The organism is Afipia sp. GAS231 (genome assembly GCF_900103365.1).
In the GTDB taxonomy this organism is placed as follows: Bacteria; Pseudomonadota; Alphaproteobacteria; order Rhizobiales; family Xanthobacteraceae; genus Bradyrhizobium.
The window spans coordinates 5,012,572-5,034,098 of sequence record NZ_LT629703.1 but is presented as its reverse complement, the minus strand read 5'-3'; the positions used below and the strand labels follow the sequence as shown (position 1 = coordinate 5,034,098).

16 protein-coding genes are annotated in these 21,527 nt (G+C 58.5%); 9 read left to right on the top strand and 7 right to left on the bottom strand.

Annotated features, from left to right (window positions below):
- Positions 1-786: 786 nt before the first annotated feature.
- Genes mdlC through BLS26_RS23770 form a run of 3 tightly spaced genes read right to left on the bottom strand, consistent with a single transcriptional unit; the run spans position 787 to position 4,986 of the window.
- Positions 787-2,400: a benzoylformate decarboxylase gene (mdlC, locus tag BLS26_RS23780; RefSeq protein ID WP_244541670.1), complete on the bottom strand. Its 1,614-nt coding sequence runs from the start codon at positions 2,398-2,400 to the stop codon at positions 787-789.
- A 46-nt stretch (positions 2,401-2,446) separates the two neighbouring features.
- Entirely contained in the window at positions 2,447-3,997 is a 1,551-nt protein-coding gene (locus BLS26_RS23775; RefSeq protein WP_092515046.1) for an aldehyde dehydrogenase family protein, read from the bottom strand.
- Positions 3,998-4,002: 5 nt separating this feature from the next.
- Positions 4,003-4,986 carry a tripartite tricarboxylate transporter substrate binding protein gene (locus BLS26_RS23770; protein ID WP_092515045.1) on the bottom strand — a complete coding sequence of 328 codons (984 nt, stop codon included), beginning with the start codon at positions 4,984-4,986 and terminating at the stop codon, positions 4,003-4,005.
- Positions 4,987-5,324: 338 nt separating this feature from the next.
- Between BLS26_RS23770 and BLS26_RS23765 the strand changes: the two genes are divergently transcribed.
- From BLS26_RS23765 to BLS26_RS23735, 7 genes are all read left to right on the top strand, one after another.
- The gene (locus BLS26_RS23765) at positions 5,325-8,531 is read left to right on the top strand and encodes a 4Fe-4S double cluster binding domain-containing protein (RefSeq protein ID WP_092515044.1); all 3,207 of its coding nucleotides are present in this window, start codon (positions 5,325-5,327) and stop codon (positions 8,529-8,531) included.
- Between the two features lie 124 nt (positions 8,532-8,655).
- Positions 8,656-9,414, top strand: a complete 759-nt coding sequence (locus BLS26_RS23760) for an IclR family transcriptional regulator (protein WP_092515043.1) — start codon at positions 8,656-8,658, stop codon at positions 9,412-9,414.
- A gap of 294 nt (positions 9,415-9,708) precedes the next feature.
- Positions 9,709-10,878, top strand: coding sequence for a 4-hydroxybenzoate 3-monooxygenase (gene pobA, locus BLS26_RS23755; RefSeq protein WP_092515042.1), 1,170 nt, complete (start codon positions 9,709-9,711; stop codon positions 10,876-10,878).
- A 16-nt stretch (positions 10,879-10,894) separates the two neighbouring features.
- Positions 10,895-11,287 carry a protocatechuate 3,4-dioxygenase gene (locus tag BLS26_RS23750; RefSeq protein ID WP_244541669.1) on the top strand — a complete coding sequence of 131 codons (393 nt, stop codon included), beginning with the start codon at positions 10,895-10,897 and terminating at the stop codon, positions 11,285-11,287.
- Positions 11,280-12,131 carry a class III extradiol dioxygenase family protein gene (locus BLS26_RS23745; RefSeq protein ID WP_092515040.1) on the top strand — a complete coding sequence of 284 codons (852 nt, stop codon included), beginning with the start codon at positions 11,280-11,282 and terminating at the stop codon, positions 12,129-12,131. The genes BLS26_RS23750 and BLS26_RS23745 overlap by 8 nt, the downstream gene beginning before the upstream one ends.
- A gap of 127 nt (positions 12,132-12,258) precedes the next feature.
- Positions 12,259-13,260 carry a LysR family transcriptional regulator gene (locus tag BLS26_RS23740; RefSeq protein WP_197681273.1) on the top strand — a complete coding sequence of 334 codons (1,002 nt, stop codon included), beginning with the start codon at positions 12,259-12,261 and terminating at the stop codon, positions 13,258-13,260.
- Positions 13,261-13,295: 35 nt separating this feature from the next.
- Positions 13,296-14,183 (top strand): LysR family transcriptional regulator, encoded by an 888-nt coding sequence (locus BLS26_RS23735; protein WP_092515038.1) that lies wholly within the window; start codon positions 13,296-13,298, stop codon positions 14,181-14,183.
- Positions 14,184-14,470: 287 nt separating this feature from the next.
- On the opposite strand, the gene BLS26_RS23730 is transcribed toward BLS26_RS23735, so the two are convergent.
- Genes BLS26_RS23730 through BLS26_RS23720 form a run of 3 tightly spaced genes read right to left on the bottom strand, consistent with a single transcriptional unit; the run spans position 14,471 to position 17,744 of the window.
- Positions 14,471-15,661, bottom strand: coding sequence for an amino acid aminotransferase (locus BLS26_RS23730; protein WP_092515037.1), 1,191 nt, complete (start codon positions 15,659-15,661; stop codon positions 14,471-14,473).
- A gap of 15 nt (positions 15,662-15,676) precedes the next feature.
- Positions 15,677-17,005, bottom strand: a complete 1,329-nt coding sequence (locus BLS26_RS23725; protein ID WP_092515036.1) for an MFS transporter — start codon at positions 17,003-17,005, stop codon at positions 15,677-15,679.
- Positions 17,006-17,039: 34 nt separating this feature from the next.
- Entirely contained in the window at positions 17,040-17,744 is a 705-nt protein-coding gene (locus BLS26_RS23720; RefSeq protein WP_197681272.1) for a DJ-1/PfpI family protein, read from the bottom strand.
- A 51-nt stretch (positions 17,745-17,795) separates the two neighbouring features.
- Between BLS26_RS23720 and BLS26_RS23715 the strand changes: the two genes are divergently transcribed.
- Together BLS26_RS23715 and BLS26_RS23705 are read left to right on the top strand one after the other, a co-directional pair.
- Positions 17,796-18,797, top strand: a complete 1,002-nt coding sequence (locus BLS26_RS23715; protein ID WP_092515035.1) for a GlxA family transcriptional regulator — start codon at positions 17,796-17,798, stop codon at positions 18,795-18,797.
- A gap of 695 nt (positions 18,798-19,492) precedes the next feature.
- Positions 19,493-21,043, top strand: coding sequence for an AMP-binding protein (locus BLS26_RS23705; RefSeq protein ID WP_092515033.1), 1,551 nt, complete (start codon positions 19,493-19,495; stop codon positions 21,041-21,043).
- Positions 21,044-21,154: 111 nt separating this feature from the next.
- Here the strand turns inward: BLS26_RS23705 and BLS26_RS23700 are convergent, their stop codons facing one another.
- Complete coding sequence (locus tag BLS26_RS23700; RefSeq protein ID WP_092515032.1) at positions 21,155-21,505, bottom strand: DUF6616 family protein; 351 nt, start codon at positions 21,503-21,505, stop codon at positions 21,155-21,157.
- Positions 21,506-21,527 lie beyond the last annotated feature (22 nt).

Here is a 21,527-nt window from a genome sequence, read left to right as displayed (position 1 = left end):
AGACCGAATCCGGTTAGCAGGCCTGAAACGGCAAAACTTGGTGTTGAGATGTCCATATGCTATCGGTCGGCCGACGCAATGTCTTAAAGGGTGCAGGCCTCGCGCTAATCGGGTCGACTTGCGTAGGGGAACACCTTTTGCAGGCGATGCCGCGGACCTCGACAGCGGCGTATTTGGCGCAGCTTCAAAGCGATGACAATGCCAAATGGGGGCCTGTCGTGAAGGCGTCCGCGTTCGAGGCGCAAGACTAGCATGGGCTGCATGGGCTTTCTTGCGGAATTGGCTTGGCTTGGTCAGACCAAGCTGCCTCCATCCCTATGGGCGTGCCTCGATGAACAACTCGGTACGCAAATAGAATCCAGCATTCGTGTTAGCGATACAACCGACTTGTCACTCAAGTCTCGATGCGAACCCGTGGCTCGCGAAAATCAAGGCGAGCCGGATTCGGCTGTAGAGCCAAGTCGCTCAAATGGAAACTCCTCCTGGTCTTCCGGGCGATGGTTTCGACGCCTCGACATGCGAGGTTGGCCGTTCGGCCCTGACCGAGGAAGTTAAGGCTACAGAAGCCGCAGATTCCGAGGGACAGGTCGTACTTCGACGCGACCGGAGCCTGCGTGGACAAGCCTGTGGCGATCACGTGATTCCCAAGGCGCTCGTGTCAAGAACTACCGAGCCACAGAGCGCGACGGCATCGTCTGGATGTGGACGGGCGCCTGCAGGACGATCCGTTATCGTCACGTCGCCAGCGTTTGGCTCCCGCTAAAACGCCGTCTTTCCTACGATCGTTTAACTAACAACGACCTCGACCAGGCTCGGGCTTGCTGACTGCATCGCGCGCTCCAAAGCTGAACGGAGATCGGTACCATTCTCGACCCGGATGCCTTCGCATCCGAGCCCGAGGGCGAGAGCGACAAAATCGATGTCCGGCAAATCGACGCCGACCAGCGATTGCGTTCCGAGCCGCTTTCCCAGGCCTCTCAGGGCGGCGTAAGTTCCATTCCGGACAAGGACGATCGTCATGGGGAGCTTACATTGGGCGGCCGTCCAAAGCGCCTGAATGGCATACATGCTTGATCCATCGCCGATCAAAGCGATTGTCCGCCGATCTCGTTGTGCCAACGCGACCCCAACTGCTGCCGGTAGGCCAAATCCAAGTCCGCCGCTCGCCGTGGCGTAGAAGCTCTCACTTTGGCAGATCGGAAGATGCCGTTGCATCGCAGATCGACTGCTTGGAGCCTCTTCCACGATGATGCTATTGGCAGGGCGGGTCTCCGCCACTGTCTGCATCAAGTAATCCACGCTGATGGCGGTGGATGCCTGAATCCTTGGAGGTGCTACTCTCGAATGTCGCGAACGACGATCCGGGGTCTGCACAAGATTCAACAGATCGGCGATGCTAAGATCGAGACTGCCGACGAGCGCAGTCCCACCCGGTGCCCAAGCCGCCAGTTCCGGATCGTCAACGATCTGATAGAGACTTGTTTCCGGCGCCAGAAAGGGGCCGCCCGTCTCGACGTGATACGAAAAGGCAGGGGCGCCCAAGACAAGAACAACGTCGTGCTTCGACAGATCCGCTGCGATGACGCTTCGCTCCGCAGCAAGAAATCCAGCGAATTGCGGATGGTCCTCCGGAAAGCTGCACCTGCTTGACTTCGGGCTCGCCCAAACTGAGGCATTGATCCGCTCGGCCAGATGCACGACCAAATCCCACGCTCGACAACGATCAATCGCTGGCCCGACAACAAAGGCAGGATTTCGGCTGTCGTCCAAGGCTTTGGCAATCGACGCCAACAGCTTCGGGTCCGGACGAATACTAAAGCTAAGAAGACGTGGCGAAACGTACTCGCCGGGCTGATCCCAATCGTCTGCCGGTATGGAGACAAAGGTCGGGCCGCATGGCGGCTGCATGGCGGTGTAATAAGCGCGAGCGATGGCAGCGGGAACGTCTTGCGAGCGCGCCGGTTCAATCGACCACTTGACGTACGGTTTGGGGAATTCTGCGGCCGATTCAGCAAACAGAAATGGATCCGTTGGAAGCATGCTACGCGTTTGTTGACCGGCCGTAATCACGAGCGGCGTCCGGTTCCTATAGGCGGTGTATATGCTACCCAAGGCGTGGCCGACGCCCGCAGCGGAGTGCAGGTTTACAAACGCGGCCTTGTGTGTTGCTTGCGCATAGCCATCGGCCATCGCAACCACGACGGATTCTTGAAGTCCGAGAATGTATCGGAAGTCGGCGGGCCAGTTTTTATAGAGGGGGAGCTCCGTCGACCCCGGATTGCCGAATACGGTCGTCATGTCGAACGCGCGGAGCAACTGAATCACACTATCTCGGACCGTGACCGACGTTGACGCGCCATGCGCGGTTGCGGTCCGAATGATATCCATCTGTTCGTTCATGGTTCTTGGCCTTCGTGGGACGGCTGGGCGACTTCGCGCGCTGGGGTCACAGTAACCAACCAGGCGCAGACGAAATGGTGTGATAGTCTTGGAACTCGACGACCCCTTCGAATCCCAAGTTCCGGCCTATGCCGCTGTGCTTGAAACCACCGAATGGTCCGCGGTTGTCTTGCGCTGTCGGGCCATGAGCATTCAAATATGTATATCCGGCCTCCAGCCGTCGGGCCACGCGCATTGCTCGTTGGTTATCGGACGACCAAACCGACGAACAAAGCCCGAAATTGGTTGCGTTGGCCAAATCGATTGCCTCCTCGTCGTCAGCGAAGGACATGATGGGGATAACCGGACCGAACTGTTCCTCCGTGACGACTCTCATCCGCTGATCGGGATTCAAGACGAACGTGGGACGAACGAAATATCCCTGCTCAAACTCCTCGGCATTATGAATGTTTCCACATTCGCGGACGTCGCAGCCGGACGCTTTCGCCTCGGAAATCAGACTTCTCACGATATTGAATTGTTCTCGATTGTTCAGCGGTCCCATGGACACTTCGGGTAGAAGTCCATCGCCGACCACCTGTCGTTCCGCGATCTTGGTGAGGCCGGCCACTACGTCGTCGTAGCGGGATTCGTGAACATATAGCCGCTTCAAAGCCATGCAGATCTGTCCGGACGACAGGAATATCCCGGAAAACATTCGCTGGAACGCGGCCTCGTCCAAGCATGCATCGTTCAAAACGAGGCCCGCGTCGTTACCGCCGAGTTCAAGAGTAACTGGCGTCAAGTTTTCCGCGGCTTTCACCATGACGCGTCGGCCCACACCAATGCTGCCCGTGAAGTTGATCTTACGGACTAACGGGTGAGTAAGGAGTGGATCGCCAATGACTGCCGACGATCCGGTCACCATGTTGATTACGCCGGGGGGCAGCATTTCCGCCATCCGCCTGATGGTGAGTGCTGGCGTCAAGCAAGATTCCCTCGACGGCTTGATCACGACGGTATTCCCGGCCAGGAGGGCCTGGGGCAGCTTCGCGCCAAGGATCGATAGCGGCCAGTTCCAGGGAACAATCAATGCTGCGACACCGCGCGGCTGGCGATAGACAACGGTATCGAATGGCGGCCCCGGAAGTTGCTTCTCTTTCGACAGCTCTTGCGCGTATGAGGCGGTCAGCACAAATCGTTCGCCTAGTCGGCTCAATTCGAGCGCTGCTTCCCTGAGAATTTTTCCATGTTCGCGCGTGAACAGCCGCGTTCGCGCTTCCAGATCTTCGGCATCCGATTGCAACGCTTGGGCTATCCTAAGCAAGTAATCCGCTCTCTCGGCGTAGGTGAGTGCCGCCCAGCGAGGAAACGCCTTATGAGCTGCCGAACAGGCGCGGTCGACGTCGTGAGGCGTGGCACCTGCGGCATGACCGACCAGTTCGTCGGGACGCGCCGGATTGAAAACTGGAAACGTGTCGGCGCTCGACGCAGCGCACCAATCGCCATCGATGAGGAGATGCGTCGTCAGTTCGGGGGAACCGTGGCGAGGAGCTCCCTCGTTCTCAACGTTGGCGTTGCGCTGCGTGAGATCTTTTCGAATATCGACTGTCGACACTGCCTCTACTCCAATGTAATTCGAGCTTTCTTGATCACGGCTTCCCAGCGATACTTCTCATCCGCGATAAATGCTTCGAACTGGTCGGTCGGCCCGAGCGGGAACTGAGCCCCCATTGCAACGAGGGTCGCTCGCATTTCCGATGTCTCGATCGCTGCCCTGGTGGTGACGTTGAGCCAATCCATGACTGGTTTTGGCGTTCCTGCCGGAGCGAACAGACCGAACCATGCACTGCTTCTAAACCCGGGATATCCTTCCTCGGACATCGTCGGCAATTCGGGCAGTATCGCCAGTCTCTCTGGCGCGGTCACCGCGAGTGCGCGAACCGTTCCGTCTTTTATGAACGGTAGTTCGAGGGCCACGGTATCGAACATGAGATCGATTTGACCTGCTATTAGATCTTGCACCGCCGGCGCCGCTCCGCGATATGGCACGTGCGTCATGTCGATGCCGGCGAGCTGCTTGATCTGCTCGCCGCTTAGATGCCCCGCACTTCCCACTCCCTGCGAGCCATAGTTCAAGCGGCCCGGATTCGCCTTGGCGAACGCCACGAGCTCATTCACCGACCGAACTTGAAGTGCGGGCCTGACGACGAGGACATTCGGAATGGTTGCGATGTGAATGATCGGACGCAGCTCCTTGTCGATATGCCTGAATTCGCTTTTCAGCAGGGGCAGGACGGCAATCACACCGTGGAAACCCATCAACAAAGTGTATCCGTCCGGCTGCGCGTTGGCGACGGACTGCGCACCCAGCAATCCCCCGCCTCCCGGCTTGTTTTCGACGACGACGGGCTGCTTGGAGGCTTGTGTCAGCGCGTTCGCAACGGTCCTGGCGACGATATCCGCTACGCCGCCAGCAGCGAGTGGCACGATGATTTTGATCGGTCGGGATGGATATTGCTGCGCCTTCGCCGGTTGAATTGGCGCGACCGTGATGAGTGCCAAAACACAAGCAAGGACTCTAACCGAGCGAATTTGCACGCCCATCTCCTCCCTCTTGTTTCATTTCGACCACCACATCACGGTGACGGTGCTGCCGCAATTTCCAGCTTGGCATTCTCTCCATTCCGTTTCCGTAGTGGCCCACGACACGACAATGCACGACCAGTGCGCCCAGAAATGTCGCCCGCCGACGGCGATAGGGGAACGAAAGGGCAAAACCGACCGCATAGGTACGTGTGCACGTTTCCTCCCCTGTTCGGTTCGCCCCCTGCGTCTCGCTGATTGGCGACAAGCACGTCAGTCGAAAAGCCGAGCACGCGTTGACATTGATAGAAAATGGACCTAGGTCCGTATAATGGACCAGAAGGCCGGAGGGAAGCAAGATGCGTTTATTTTCGCACCGCAATCGGGCCGTGCACCTGGGTCAGTTGCCAATGGAACGGCTGGGTCGGAGCGCCTGCCCCGAGGATACATCCGTCGTGACCGACGGCTGTCTTAGGGTCGAGTTTGACGACGTGCATCTCGGGCGCTCGATCAGCGATTTCATGTGCGCGCTTGATGCCGTTCGAGAAGGTGCACCGCCCACAGAGCGAGCGGAGATTCCGTCGGATCCTCTTGAACGGTCGAACCATCTGAAGGCGGCGGGCTATTTTCTGGACGCAACCCTTGTCGGTGTCACTTCGCTCGACGCTGACCATTTTCTGGGTCGGCGCCACCAGCATCCCGGCCTTTCGAACATGTCATTCGATGCATCAAAGGAGAAGCTGCGCCTCCGCTTCAACCCCTTGGCGGTGATCCGCCAGATGGAGCAAGCGATCAGTCTTGCGAACCGTCCGATTGATTCACACAAATTTGCGATCGTGTTCGTGAATGACTATCCTCGTGACCCGGATCCAAACGAACCAGGCAGCGACTGGATTAGGGATGTTCAGCCTTGGCGCGCGGCAATGCGCGCCGCCGAGACCGCGGTTGTCGTTGCGAACTATCTGCGCATTCTCGGGTTCGATGCGCGTAGCCACACAGCCACCACGACCGATGTCAATTTGCATCGCTTGGCGGTATCGGCCGGCTTGGCGCTCCCCGGTGGACGAGGCATCACCAATCCATTCATCGGCGACCGTTTCGAGGTTGCGGTCGTTACTACGTCGATGGAACTCGCGCCCGATCTCCCGTTGCGTCGTCAGACACTGGCGGATCGTTGGCGAGCGAAGGGGCCCGAGTGGTGGATCGGCGCCGCTTCTCCAAAGACACCGAGAACCGTCGTGGACATGACCGGCCGCCCGTACCGTGACAGCCGCTATCCTACCGAGAAGCTCAAGCGCGTTGAGAAGACGACCACCTTCATCGATGAGGAGCGAATTCCCCGCGTTCCGAAGTCCAGCGAAATGTTCTTGCGCGCCGCCTTCGGCGATCTGGGCAAGCCGGCGCTCGAGGCGTCGAAGGACGGCTATTCCGTAAGCAAGGCTCCGCTTGCCGCAGCGTTGCGGCTTGCGCTCAACGTCTATTCTCTGTTGCAGAGAGGGGCGCCGGCGCCCAAACGCGCGGATGGCTATGGCGACCCCAACGTCAATGCGGCCATGATGAAGGCCACGATGCACTTCCTTGGAGCGGATCTGGCGGGTCTATCTGAGGCCCCCCCTTGGGTCTGGTACTCGCACCGCCAGGACGGAAGCCCCATGGAGGTTGCGCATCCGAACGCCGTGTCAGTGATGATCGACCAGGGATTCGATACGATGGACGGCGCCAGTGGCGATGACTGGATCTCGTCCGCCCAATCAATGCGCACGTATATGCGCGCCGCGCTTGTCTGCGGAATAGCCGGTCAGCATCTGCGATATCTTGGCTTTGACGCCACCGCGCATTCCGCCGCGGACAGCGACGTGATCCATACCCCGCTTGTATTGCTTGCCGGTCTTGGGGAGGTTAGCAGGATCGGAGAGACCATCCTCAATCCCTTCCTCGGGCCGCGGCTCAAGACCGGGATCTTGACCACCGACTTTCCCATGATTGCCGACAAGCCGATCGACTTCGGATTGCAGAACTTCTGCGGTTCCTGCAACAAGTGCGCGAGAGAATGCCCTTCCGGCGCGATTTCGGCGGGCAAGAAGGTGATGTTCAACGGCTATGAAATTTGGAAGGCCGACACGGCAAAGTGCACGCAATACCGCACCACCAACTTGGGAGGAGCGATGTGCGGGCGGTGCATGAAGACTTGTCCATGGAATCTCGAAGGTCTCGTTGTCGAACGACCGTTTCGCTGGGCGGCGATGAACGTTCCTTGGGCCGCGCGGTGGATTGCCATCCTTGACGACAAGCTGAAACGAGGAACGATCAATCCGACCAAGAAATGGTGGTGGGACGTCGCCAAGGACGAGAATGGGCGGATCACTCCGGCCAAGCAGACCAACGCCCGTGGGCTCAACACCCACATCAGCGTGCGCCGCGAGAACCAGACGTTGGCGATGTACCCCATCGACTTGGCGCCTCTGCCACTGCCGATGCCCAGCCCCTTGGACCGAGAAGCGGGAATTGTCGCGTACGAGACGGCGCTCACGCCCGAAGAATATCGACAAAAGCTGGCGGCCGGCGATACCGAGAACCTAGTCGCCAAGCCAAAGAAAGTGGGGGCAGTTCCACCCGTCCTAGTGGCCAAAATCGGAAGGCGTTGGAAAAGTTCTGCCGACGGCAAGATCGAACTATTCGAAATCGTGAGCCGAAATGGTTCTCCACTGCCACCCTTCACCGCTGGTGCGCATATCGATGTGACGGTGACACCGCAGTACATCCGTCAATTTTCGTTAGCTGGCGACCCTGCGGACCGCTCGAAATATCTGTTAGGCATCCTACGAGAAGACCAGGGCAGAGGGGGATCGCTCAAAATCCATCAAATGCTCACCCCCGGCATTCCGGTGGTGATATCCCAACCGCGCAATCATTTCCCAATCGCGGATGGCGACGGTCGACATCTGCTTCTGGCCGGAGGAATCGGTGTCACGCCGCTGATCGCCATGGCGCACGAGCTTTCGCGCTCGAACCGTCCCTTCGAACTTTACTATAAGTCGCGGACGCGGGCTCAAGCGGCGTTTATTTCCGAGCTTGAGAAAGCGACATGGCACAATCGGGTCCACTTCCACTTCAGCGACGAAAACAGGCTTGATGTGGCGACGGTGCTCGCCAATTATTCAAAAGGCGATCATCTTTACACCTGCGGGCCGGCGCCCTTCATGGACGCCGTGTTCGAAACGGCCGCAGATCTCGGTTGGCCCGAAGAATCCCTCCATCGGGAATATTTTTCTGCACCGAATGAGGGCGAATGGGAGAATTTCGAATTCGAGATTGAAGTCGCTTCAACTGGCGAGATCGTCAATGTTGCCGCAGACGAGAAGGCGACGGAAGCACTCAAGAAGTTCGGCATTACCGTCGACGTAAAGTGCTCTGACGGCCTTTGCGGTGTCTGCTCTACAAGATATCTGTCGGGCGAGGTGGAGCATCGCGACTACGTATTGAGCAAATCCCAGAAGGATGAACGCGTAATTCTGTGCTGCTCTCGGGCGAAGATTGCCGGAGGACGGATCAAGCTCGATCTTTAGCGCGGTGAACGGTGGCGGTCGCGGCCCGGGGAATTGCGCGGACAGGGGGACGCCGTTGCAACCTTTCACCGCCTGTGAAACATAGAGTGGCGTCGTATCTTGGTTCCGTATCACGGGATGCCACATGCAGAACTCACTCGCTAACGATGGTCCCACTGGGGCGCTGGCGCGCGGCTTGCGGTTGTTGGCGGCGCTTAACGACCTGGAAACGGCCACCATCTCGGGACTGGTCAAGGAGACGAACCTGCCCAAAGCGACCGTGATCCGGTTGCTGCAGGCCCTTCAGGCGGAAGGCTATGCCGCTCAGGATACGGAAACGCTCACCTATCGCGTGACGCCGAAGGTCGCGTCCTTGTCGCGTTCGCTGATCGGCAAGAATCAGACCGAGGGTTTGATTCAGGTGGCCCTCGACCTATTGGCGGACGAACTTAAATGGCCGGCTGAATATCTCGTGCAGGACGGGTTGTCGATGTTGATTCAGTCGAACAATCGCGAACGGGCGCCCATCAAGCTGAAGTTGTTCGAGCGGCGACGGTTTCCGATTCTGGAAAGCGCGGCAGGAGTGTCGTACCTATCGAGTTTGAGCGAGCTCGAGCGGGGCAAGTGGCTCAAAAGTCTTCTCAAGTCCCAGTCGCAAATCACGTTAGCGAAGCGCAGGATCGAGGAAGCCGCCCAGGCAGGCTACGCGACGCGTTCTCTTAACGAGTTGGGTCCAAACATGCGTGTTGCCGCGGTCCCCGTTCCGGGGGGAGGCGGCGCCATTTCCATGATCTATCTCGACGATGTCGTCGCCAAGAAGCACCTGGAGACCGTCCTCTTGCCGGTTGTCAGGAAGGCGGCGGTGAACGTAGCCGGGGCCCTGCAGGGCAAATATCCGTCATAGGCCGTTCATCTGCCGGGGCTGCACCGCTCCCGCCGTATGCAGCCTGCCACCCGACGCGCCAACCGTTCACAGGTCAGCACGTTGCCATCTTCCCGCTCGGTCCAGAACCGTCCGGGCTCGCGCAGCGGCGCGCTCCTGCCTGTTTCACCAGCCGATCATATTGAATCTCGCGGCGAGAGTTTCCGCGTGGGTGGCAAAAGTTCACTGGTCCGAAATACGGACCATGGTCCATTTTACGTTGACATCTGCTCTGGGAAGTGCGACTTGACGTCAAGACCATTCCGGGAGGCGTAGTTGCGTGCTCAGGTTGCCATAATCGGCGGCGGACCTTCGGGGTTGCTCCTGTCCCATATTCTCGACCTCAACGGGATCGGCAGCATCGTTCTCGAGCGCAAATCCAAGGCCTACGTGCTCGAGCGAATTCGCGCGGGCGTGCTGGAGGCCGGAACAGTGGAGCTATTGAGGCAATACGGTCTCGGAGCACGGATGGACCGGGAAGGTCACGTCCATGACGGGATTCGCATCAAGTGGCCTGGCTACGACACCTTTCTGATCGACGGACACCGCTTCACGGGCAAAACGATGATGGCGTACGGCCAGACGCAGATCACGGAAGATCTTTACTCCGCGCGCGAGACAGCCGGCGGTCACATCGTAGAGGAAGCCGAGGACGTTGCGTTGCACGACTTGAAGTCTGGGCGTCCCTACGTGACCTTTTTGAAGGAGGGCAAAACGCAACGTGTGGATTGCGACTTCATTGCGGGCTGCGATGGTTTCCACGGTGTTTCGAGACAATCCATCCCGGCGGATGCTCGCCGAGCCTACGAACGGGTCTACCCGTTCGGCTGGCTGGGAATCATGTCGGAAACGCCGCCGCTCGACGACATCATTTACGCTTATAGCGAGCGCGGCTTCGCTCTCGCATCTCAGCGCGGACCCAAGCTCAGCCGGTACTATGTACAGTGCCCCACCACCGATAGCCCCGAAGACTGGTCTGACGAGCGCTTTTGGCACGAACTGAAGGCTCGCTTCCCCGCGGATACCGCGGCTAAGATCGTCACGGGCCCGTCGATCGAGAAGTCGATTGCACCACTGCGCTCGTTTGTTTCCGAACCGATGCAGTATGGTGCGCTCTACCTTGCAGGAGACGCGGCGCATATCGTGCCGCCCACCGGCGCTAAAGGGCTGAACCTGGCGGTCTCCGATGTCTTCTACTTGTCGCGGGCCTTGCGCGCGTTTTACGCCGATCGACGATCCGATCTGCTGGAGGCCTATTCGGAAACGGCGCTGAGACGCGTATGGAACGCCGTCCGGTTGTCCTGGTGGCTCACTACGCTCTTGCATGTCTTTCCTGGAGAAGACCCTTTCCCGGCCAAGCTCCGCCGTAACGAGTTCGACTACCTGACGCGGTCGGAGCACGCACAGGCCACGCTTGCCGAGCAGTTCGTAGGGCTTCCGTTCTAGAAATCGGAGAAAAAAGATGGCCGACGAGCTATTAGCAATGATTGAACACGACAAGGCGACGGCGCGCTCGCTTCAGGGTACTTATCTTTTTGACGGCACCAGAGCTCGCAAGAACTACGCACTCAACAAGATGTGCATGTCATTGACGAAACCCGAAAACCGCACCGCGTTCGTCGCCGACGAGCAGGCCTATTGCCGCAAGTTTGGGCTGGATGATGAAACAACGAAATTGGTTGAATCGAGAGACTGGATCGGCATGGTGCGATCCGGCGGCAATATCTACTACGTGTTCAAACTAGCGGCCATCGATCATATTTCGATGCAGCATGTAGGAGCACAACAGAACGCGATGACGTTGGAACAATTTCGCGCCAAGCTCAATTCGCACAAGGATCTCGACAATGGCTGAAATCATTGGAGCGGTGACCACGTCACATGTGCCGTCGATCGGCATCGCGATAGATCAGGGACTGACCCAGGATGCATACTGGAAGCCGTTGTTCGATGGATATCTTCCGGCCAAGGAATTCGTCAGAAAGCTCGCGCCTGACGTGACGATCGTCGTTTACAACGATCATGGACTGGAAGTGTTTCTCGATCGTGTCCCCACCTTCGGCGTCGGAGCGGCTGCGGAATATCGCTCGGGTGATGAGGGTTGGGGACCGCGCCCCATTCCTTCGTTCGAGGGCGATCCCGACTTTTCGTGGCACTTGATCGAGCATCTGGTTGCGCAAGAATTCGATGTCACGATGTTTCAGGAGATGGGGGTCGATCACGGCTTTTCCGTACCGATGAGTATCGCGTTCGGAGGACCTGCAGGCGAAGTCGAGGCTTGGCCAACCAAAGTGATACCCGTTACGGTCAATACCATTCAATTCCCGCTGCCCCAGCCTGGCCGTTGCTTCAAGCTCGGTCAAGCGATACGAAAAGCGGTTGATGCTTATCCGAAGGACGCGCGCGTGCTGATCATGGGTACGGGCGGAATGTCGCACCAACTCCAAGGCGAACGCGCAGGCTTCATGAAGCCTCCTTTTGACCGCATGTTTCTTAAGAACTTTGTCGACGACCCGATAGCCTTAACCAACATCCCGCTTGGCGAGTACATGAGAGAGGCGGGTCATGAGGGCGCGGAGCTCATTATGTGGCTCGTGGCACGTGGTGCGCTAAATGCAAATGTTCGGGAAGTATACCAGCACTATCACGTCTCCGCTTCGCTGACTGCCGCCGGACTGGGTTGCTACGTCAACGCCTAACACCACCGATGGATTGCAGGGAGCACCGGTTTGAGATCTCGATCCTTCCCGCGGTGACGAATGCAAGTCCCGGATAGCGCGATATCAGCTCGACTTTTGCGCTACCGACGAGGGTAGGATGTGCAGCATGGTATCGATACGCAACGTGAGCATCGACAGGTTGGACATCGCGCAGCTTAGGGTTTTCAACGCTTTGTACGAGCATCGGAGCGTGATCAAGGTGAGTCGCGTCCTCGATCTACCCCAACCGACAGTTAGCCGATGGTTGGCCCGGATGCGCGCTTCATTCGGCGATCCATTGTTTGTCCGTACTCAAGACGGCATGGAGCCGACTCCCACCGCAGTAGCCTGTTCTGACGCGGTGAAGGAAATACTCAGTATCTATCGTACCCGGCTGTTGCATGCCGGCCGCTTCGACCCTGCAACCACGAACCGCAACTTCAAGATCGCCGGCTCGGAATTCGGGCACCTACTCGGACTGAGCACTCTTCACGATTGGGCACGCGACAAGGCCCCGTCTGCCGGCTTTACAGCGGTCCCACTTGGCCGCAACAATCTGACTGCCCAGCTTGAGCAGGGAGAAGTCGATTTGGCGCTTGGCGACTTTCCGGACCTTGGCGCAGGCGTAAAAGAGCAAACTCTATACGAAGAGAACTATGTCTGCGTGATGAGGAAAGGGCATTCTTTGTCACGCGGCAATCTCGGCCTCGACGAATTTCTCTGTGCAGAACACATTCTGGTACGCGCGCATGTGGTCGGCCCCGTCCAGCAGGATGTCGAACGGCACCTGACCGAGATACTGCCTCGAGCCAACGTGCGGCTAATTTCAGAAAGCATGGTCGCCGCCATGCTAATGATCTGTGATAGCGATCTGCTACTGACGGCGCCGGCGCGCATGGCAGATTATTTCAAAAGTCACTGTCGCCTTGCAGTCGTCGCCACGCCGATGGATCTGCCCAAATTTCAGGTCAAGCAATATTGGCACGAGCGCTTCCAGCTGGATCCGGGCAATGAATGGCTCAGGTTGGGAACAGCCGCTTTTGCTAATCCAGGGCGTAACTCCGCGAAAATGGTACACGCCAGCTTTGAGCGTGCCGCATCTCCGATACCGTTGGGCGAAAACGCCTGAAAGGGGACAAGCTGCAAAACCTAGACATCGCGCAATTGATCGCTTTCGATGCGATCTTCCGAACCCGGAGCGTAGTCAAGGCAGCCGGCATACTCGATGCGCCTCAATCGACCGTTAGTCGCTGGCTCGCCAAGTTGCGGGATCACTTCGACGACCCCTTATTCGTCAAGACACAACAAGGGATGTATCCGACCCCGGTCGCCTCAAAACATGCCCCGCCCATCGCGGAGATAGTTCGGATCTATCAAAACGAGCTCTGCGATGCGGGAAGCTTCGACCCCGCGACCACCGCACGTGAATTCAACATCGCAACGTCGGACGTCGGTTCCTTGTTGTTGCTGCCTGCTCTCCATCGGTACTCCAAGACGGCGGCGCCTTCTGCAAGATTCGCCGCGACGCTGCTGGGCAGCGAAGAACTGATGGTCTCCTTGGAATCCGGCCATGTCGACGTTGCCTTCGGAAGCTTAAAGGACTTGTGTGGCTGCGTTCGCAGCCAAACGTTGGCGGTCGATGCCTACGTTTGCGTCATGCCGTCAGGCCGCCGCGATCCGGCCAAACCTCTTACACTCCGAGCCTTCCGAGAAGCGAAGCATATCGTGATCTGTGCGAACGGACTGGAGTATACTCATCAGCACGTCGAACGCGAACTTCGCGAAATTTGCCGGCCTGAAAACGTTCGCCTTGTAACGGAGAGCTTTCTCATCGCTGGTCTTCTCGTAGAGCAAGACGATTTGATTTTGACGGCGCCATCTCGCGTGGCTTCTCTGCTTTCGCAGCGATTTGATCTGATTTCCGTCTCTCCTCCTATCGACCTTCCAACTTTCAAGGTCACACAATATTGGCACGAGCGTTTTCACAAGGAGCCGGGAAATCAGTGGTTGCGCAGAACAATTCGGAAGATCTTTGCAACACCGGCCAAGTGAGTGTTGCGCCGGTGGCCCCGAAGCGTAGCGTCGAGGGGCCACGTATCAGCTAGGCCAGTTCAGGTCTTCCTGAACGGCCGATCGAAGGTCGGGTGGGCGGAACCTCAATGAGAAGATTGCGACCATTCCTGCAACGGAAGCAGCAGTGCCGACCGCCCCTGCCATCGGAATTATCAGCCACCGCGAGTCTAGTTCTTTCCAACATCGTCTCTGGAACGGTTCGAGCCGAATTCTCGACCAGTAGAAAGCGCCGAAAGGACCGGCGGCGTATCCCAGGAAACCCGAGATCAGGATGCTCCCGCCCTGCGTCTTTCTTCGAGTGCTCCGACGTCGGCCAGAGCAGCGACCAGCCTACTGGCGTCCGCCGCTCGCATACCTGCAAGGTTGGCCCGACCGGAGGGCGCCATGTAGATGCCGTGCCTTACTCGCAAAGCCCCGATTTGGGGTGGCGTGAGCGCTATGTTTGAGAACAAGCCGCATTGGTTTGCCAAGAACTGCAATTGAGGCTCCAGCGTCGCCAGGGAAAGCCTGACCTCGATTATTCGTGCACACATCCTGACGAGCTCATCATGCCAGACCCGCTGTAGATCTTTGGATTCTAGTATGATGCGCGCGAGCGCAGCACCATGGTCCGGAGGCATCGACCAACTAACGCGGGCCAAGCTGGCCATATTGCTGTCTATGGTAGCAACCCGGGTCGAGTTGCGAGTGAGCGCGAACAGCGCACCAACGCGATCCCGGTAGAGGCCGAAATTCTTGTCGCAAGAGTATGCGACGAGCGCTTCATCTACAGCGTTTAGCACCAACCTCATTCCTGAGGCGTCCTCATCGAGGCTGCGCCCCAGGCCCTGATACGCAAAGTCAATGAATGGAAAAAGACCGTGTGCGGCCACGAGTTTAGCGACCTCCGACCATTGCTTTGGATCGAGGTCCGCACCGGTCGGATTGTGACAGCATGCGTGCAACAGAACGACGTCACCACGCTCCGCTCCCGCCAGCGAAGTCATCATTTCGTCGAACAAGACCGTCTGGGTCGACGTGTCGAAATAGCGGTACCAACAAACTGTGGCGCCGGCGGCCTGAAACACGGGAGCGTGGTTCGGCCAAGTCGGAGCGCCGAGCCAGACTCGCACTCCCGGTCGGGCCGAAGCCAATAGCTCGGCTCCAAGTCGAAGCGCTCCGCTGCCACCCGGTGTCTGCAGACCGGTGACACCACTGGCGCTGGCACCGAACACGAATGGCTGGAGCGCGGCTACAAACCCCATATCGCCCTCCGGGCCGAGATAGGCTTTGGTATCCTGCGTCTCGAGGAGGATTCGTTCAGCCGACTTCACCGCCTCCATGACGGGAGTCGATCCGGCTTCGTCGCGATAGACACCGACGCCGAGGTCCAACTTTCCGGCTCGCTTGTCGTCTTGATAGGCTTTGATTAGTGCGAGAAGACTATCGGGCGGTAAGGATTTGAGTGCATCAAACATGCGCTTCTCCGCCGACTATCGATCTAGTTTGGCTTCGTCGCTCGGGCTATACCGCTTGAGCAGCAGGGCGCAGACGAATCCGAGCGCTGCGACAATCGACAAATATATTCCGGGCGCCGCTCTGTCTCCGCTCGTGGCGACGATCCAAGAAGTGACAAGCGGCGTAAAGCCTCCGATCAGCGCTGCAGCTAGATTGTAGGAGATCGCAAGCCCGCTAAATCGAAGACGGGTCGGGAAAAGCCCTGCCGCCACCGCCCCGAACGTCCCCGTTACCAATGCGCAAACCAGCACCGCGACCGTGAACAGCAGGTACAGATTTACGATCTGACCGAGGATAGCCTGATAGAGAGGATAGCTCCCGACCATTAGCAGGAACGTGCCCACCTGGAGAATCCGTCGCCTCGGCAAGAAATCGCTGGCGAATCCGACAGCTACAATACCGAACGACAACAGACCGACCGCGTAACTGATCACCGAGGTAGCTGTCTTTACATCGTAACCGGCTACCCGGCTTAGATAAGGCGTCATCCCTACGTTGAGGATGGCAATAAAGGCCTGGTTTATACCCACAACACCAACACCGAGGAGGATGGGCACCCAGTGCGATTTGATCACCTCAAGGGCTGGCAAGCGGGCGGCCCGCTTCTCGCCGAGTGTCTTGAACAATTCGGATTCCTGCAACCTGCTCCGCAGCAGAAAGCCGATCACGCCAAGCACGCCGCCTACGGCGAAGCCTATACGCCAGCCGTAGGACTGCATATCGTCGGACGACAGATAGGAGTGCAGCATCGAGCTGACGAAGACAGCGATAAAGCTGCCGGTGTTGACGCAGAAGAACATGATGCCACAGGCGAGCCCAGCCCGCCGAGGAGCAGTTTCCACGACGTAGGTGATGGCGCCCGGAAGTTCTCCTCCTACGCAACACCCTTGGATAAAACGCAAGGCGATGAAAATAATGGTAGCCGATAGGCCGATGGATCCGTGAGTTGGCATCGCAGCCATGGCCATAGTAGCCGCGGTCATCGCGATCAATGAAAGCAGGAAGGCTCTCCGGCGACCGAACCTGTCCCCGATATGACTGATGAAAATCCCGCCGATGGGCCGCGACAGGTAACCGATCGCAAAGACGGCGAAGGTGTTGACCAATGAAACCGCCGGATCCTCAGCCGGAAAGAAGGCCTTCGCGATGTATTGAGCGAACACGCCGTATACGATGAAGTCGTAGAATTCCAATCCGCCGCCTATGCTTGCGAGCGAGATGGTTTTCCAATCCAATCGCGGAAAGAACCTGCGCGACTCGGCTTTGTTCGGTCCGATAGCCGTACCCTCTACCAATCCCTGCATTTAAACGCCCCCCACGCTGAAAAAATTGGAGCGTTCAGGCCACCGCGCTTTGCGAAAGATGCGCAGCGGCTTTCCGAACGGCTTCGGCTCGATCCAAGTAACGGCCCGAACTGGCCGTCCGTAGCTTGTCGACGACATCCTTGGGCGCGGTTCGCGGAGTGCCCGCGTTGAATGGTGGCGCCGGGTCGTATTCCAGGAGAAGTTGCACGCCCTGAGCGACATCCGCGCCGGCGATTATCCCTACGACCTCCAATGCCATATCGATCCCGGCGGTAACGCCTCCCGAGGTGAAGAGGGATCCGTCGACCGTCATGCGCTCGTGCGATGCGATGGCGCCGAACGAAGGCAGGAAATCAACCGCTTGCCAGTGAGTGCTCGCCCGGCGACCGGTGAGCAGTCCGGCGGCGCCGAGGACCAGAGATCCGGTGCATATTCCAAAAACGTAGCGCGCGCCAATCGCCTGTTTGCGCACGAATGAAACGAGCGGTTCATCCAAAATCGCGACGTCTACACCCGGGCCGCCTGGGACCACCAACAGGTCGTACTGAGGCGCGCGATCGAATGTCTGGGTCGGTGAAAACTTGAAGCCGCGCCCCGAGACTACGGGCTGCAACGTGTGAGCGACTAGCTCAACCTTCCAGTCCGGTACCGAACTGAGCACCTCAAGGGGACCAGTGAGGTCGAGCTGAGTGATCCCCGGGAACATGATCATACCTACGCTCAAGGCTTTTTCTGACATTTTTGCTACAATCGATATTGTGGGCGATGTTTAAGTCTACTATCGAGCGGTATGGCGAGAACGACAAAGCACCCACCTTTTGCGCCAATCCTGTCGCGACGGGTTGTCTTCCTCGCCTACGCTGACCACCAACCCCTCGACCTCGTCGGTCCGCTTCAGGTGTTCGCCCTCGCAAACCGCGAGGGTACGGTTCCGGGCTACGAAATCGTTATCGCCGCGGTGGAACGCGGCCGCGTGGAAGCATCGGCCGGTCCGAGCCTCATGGTGGATCACGGCCTCGAGGCGCTGGAGGGCGCCGACACTCTCGTCATACCGGGTGGGCCAGGAGTTGAGGCGGCAACGCGGGATGGCCGTCTCGTTGAAGCGCTTCGCCGCGCGGCCGGATCGATCCGTCGGGTCTGCACAGTTTGCACGGGTGCGTTTTTGCTAGCGGAGACAGGGGTTCTGGCGGGAAGGAAGGCCACCACTCATTGGCGAAGCTGCGCGCACCTCGCCGCCAGGTATCCCGATATCAAAGTTTTGAACGATCCGATTTTCGTCCGCGACGGCGCAATCTGGACTTCGGCCGGGGTAACCGCCGGCATCGATATGGCGCTGGCCCTCGTCGAGGAAGACTACGGACAGGCATTGGCCGCGCAGATTGCGCGCAACCTGGTCGTCTACCTGCGCAGGCCCGGTGGCCAGGCGCAGTTCAGCGAACCATTGGCTTTGCAACAGCAGTCAAGTCCCGGCGACTATGGGAGATTGATGGAGTTGGTGGGTTCGTCATTGAACCGTCCATGGACAATCGATGAGCTGGCAAAGACATCGGGGCAGTCCTCGCGAACCTTTCAGCGGCGCTTCACCGAAACGGTCGGACAATCGCCTGCCGGGGCCATCGAGCTGCTCCGGGTTTCTCGCGCCCGCATGATGCTGGAAACGACTAGCGCTCCGCCGGCAGTCGTGGCATCGCGATGTGGTTTCGGATCGCAAGAGCAGATGCGACGGGCGTTCCACCGTCAACTAGGTGTTACTCCCGGGTGGATACGAGAGCATTTCGGCAAGGCCCGGTAATCAGTAGTTGCGCAGAACAATTCGGAAGATCTTCGCGACACGGGTTAAGTGAGTGTTGCGCCGGCGGAAACCCCGAAGCGTGCCTTCGAAGGGCGTGTACCAGTCAGGCCAGCTCGGGTCTTCCTGAACGGCCTAGTCAGGAGTTTGGACACCACTCCTGTCCGTCTCTTGATGTTTTCGTCGTCGGTGGACGTCCGGCTGGTTGGGAGGTCAACCATAACGTCCGTTTCATGCGGAATTATCTCCGCGGTGACATCTAAAGGCAGTTCAGTTCTATCGATCCGACCGACGCTCGCCCGCTCGCTCGCGAACATCGATTAATTGACGCCCGCCGCCAAGGGCGATCGGCTGCGGCCCGATCGGAATGAGATGGCGGCGTCTGTGCTGCACGCACCTGCGTTGCAGCAGAGCGCCCCGCTGAGGCCATTTCTTGTCCCAAAGATCGCAACCTGGGCACAGGTCTCGTTCCTCCGGCCATCCGGTTCGCGAGGCCGGCTTCCCCCAAGTACGCTCCTTTTCATCCCTTGCTTTTCCAGCAGCAGGTCTATAAAATCTAACGAACGTTCAATAAGTTTTTAAGGGAGGTCTTAGCTTGCGCGCCCGCATTAATCAAAAACGAGGCCTTGGATTTCGATTCTCCAGATCCGCCACAAGACCTCCCGAGAGGTTTTGCTCCACCAGCGGGGATTGAGTCGATGTACACCGGCAAGCATGTCAACACACGCCCGCTGCAACCGGCCTTCATCATGGCGAGCACCGGCGAGACTGTGACCTATCGCGAACTGGACGCACGCTCCAATCGCCTGGCGCACCTGTTGCGCGATCGAGGACTGAAGCGGCTTGATCACTTTTCGATCTTTATGGAGAACAATAGCAGGTATCTCGAAGCCTGCGGCGCCGGCGAACGCGCGGGCCTCTATTTCACCTGCGTCAACTCCTATCTCACCCCCAGCGAGCTTGCCTATATCCTCGACAACAGCGAGTCGCGCGTCCTGATCACATCGAGAGCAAAGCTCGACGTCGCGCGCGAGGCGATCGAGGCCTGTCCGAAAATCGAGCTCTGCATCGTCGCCGACGGTGACGGTAGCAGCGACCGTATCGTGGGCCTCGAAGCCGTGACGAAGCGTCTACCGAAGACGCCGATTGTGGATGAGAGCCTCGGCACAGCGATGCTCTATTCGTCCGGCACGACGGGGAGGCCGAAAGGAATCCTACGGCCGCTGGCGGAGCAGCCGCCGGCCCAGAACCTGCCGGTCTTCGATTTTCTATACAAGATCTGGAAATATCACGAAGGCATGACCTTTCTCTCACCCGCTCCGCTCTATCACTCGGCTCCGCAAGCCGCCGTAAATCTCACTATCCGTGCCGGCGGCACTGCGATCATCATGGAAAATTTCGACCCCGAGAGCTATCTGCGGCTGGTCGAGCAATGGGGCGTCACGCATACGCAACTCGTGCCGACCATGTTCTCGCGTATGCTGAAGCTGCCGGACGAGGAACGCAAGCGATACGACCTCTCATCCCTGGAGATCGCCGTGCATGGCGCGGCGCCCTGCCCCGCCGAGGTCAAGGACGACATGATCAAATGGTGGGGGCCGATAATCCACGAGTATTACGGCGCCACCGAAGGCCTCGGCTTCACCGCGTGCAACAGCGAGGAATGGCTGGCACACCGGGGCACTGTCGGGCGCGTTCTGTTTGGCGATCTGCATATACTCGACGAAAATATGCAACGCTGCCCGAAAGGTTCGCCGGGCACCGTTTGGTTCAAGACCGGCTCGCCGTTCGAGTATTTCAACGACCCCGAGAAGACCAGGGAGGCGTGCTCGCTGGACGGGAGCATGAGCACCGTCGGCGACATCGGCTACGTCGACGACGACAATTTCCTCTACCTCACTGATCGTGCGACCTTCATGATCATCTCGGGCGGCGTTAACATCTACCCGCAGGAATGCGAGAATCTGTTGATCACCCATCCCAAGGTTGCCGATGCCGCCGTCTTCGGCGTGCCTAATGCGGACCTCGGCGAAGAGGTGAAAGCGGTGGTGCAGCCGATGCCAGGCGTCGAGCCCAGCGCAGAGCTGACAGATGAGCTGATCGCCTTCTGTGTGAAGTCGCTGTCACGCCAGAAAGTGCCGCGCTCGATCGATTTCGAGGTAGAACTGCCGCGGCTGCCGACGGGCAAGCTATATAAACGCATACTGCGCGACCGCTACTGGGGTAATAGCACCGCACGAATCGTGTAGGCCGCCGAATGGCGCCCTGCGAGAGCCACAGTCGAAGTCGGACGAAGGCAATCATCGCCCGTCACCACAGCAACACGGCCTCGGTAGTCGGCAACGCCTCGTTGGAGAGGCTCAGCCAGGGCGAACCATCTTGGCGTTGCCGAGCAACACATCTGCATAATCCTCTGCAGCGCCGCTAATGTTCACCTGCTCGAAGTAATTGTACCAACCAGATGCGGTGATCTGACGCTCGAACTCGCGCTGAAACTCGACGCTCGGCACACGATAGACGCAAAAGAAGTCGTACGACGCACGGCGATCGGTCTCGCGAGAGTTCTTGCCGTAAGCGATTACATCGACTCCAGCAGATTTCAATCCGTTCGCGGCTTCGATGACCTTGTTGACCAAATCGGTCCGCTCGGTTTCGGAGCATTTGCTCCAGGCGGGAGCATAGTTGTAGAGTTCGATGAAGATCTGCTGCATGATGTCACCTCACAAGAATGTT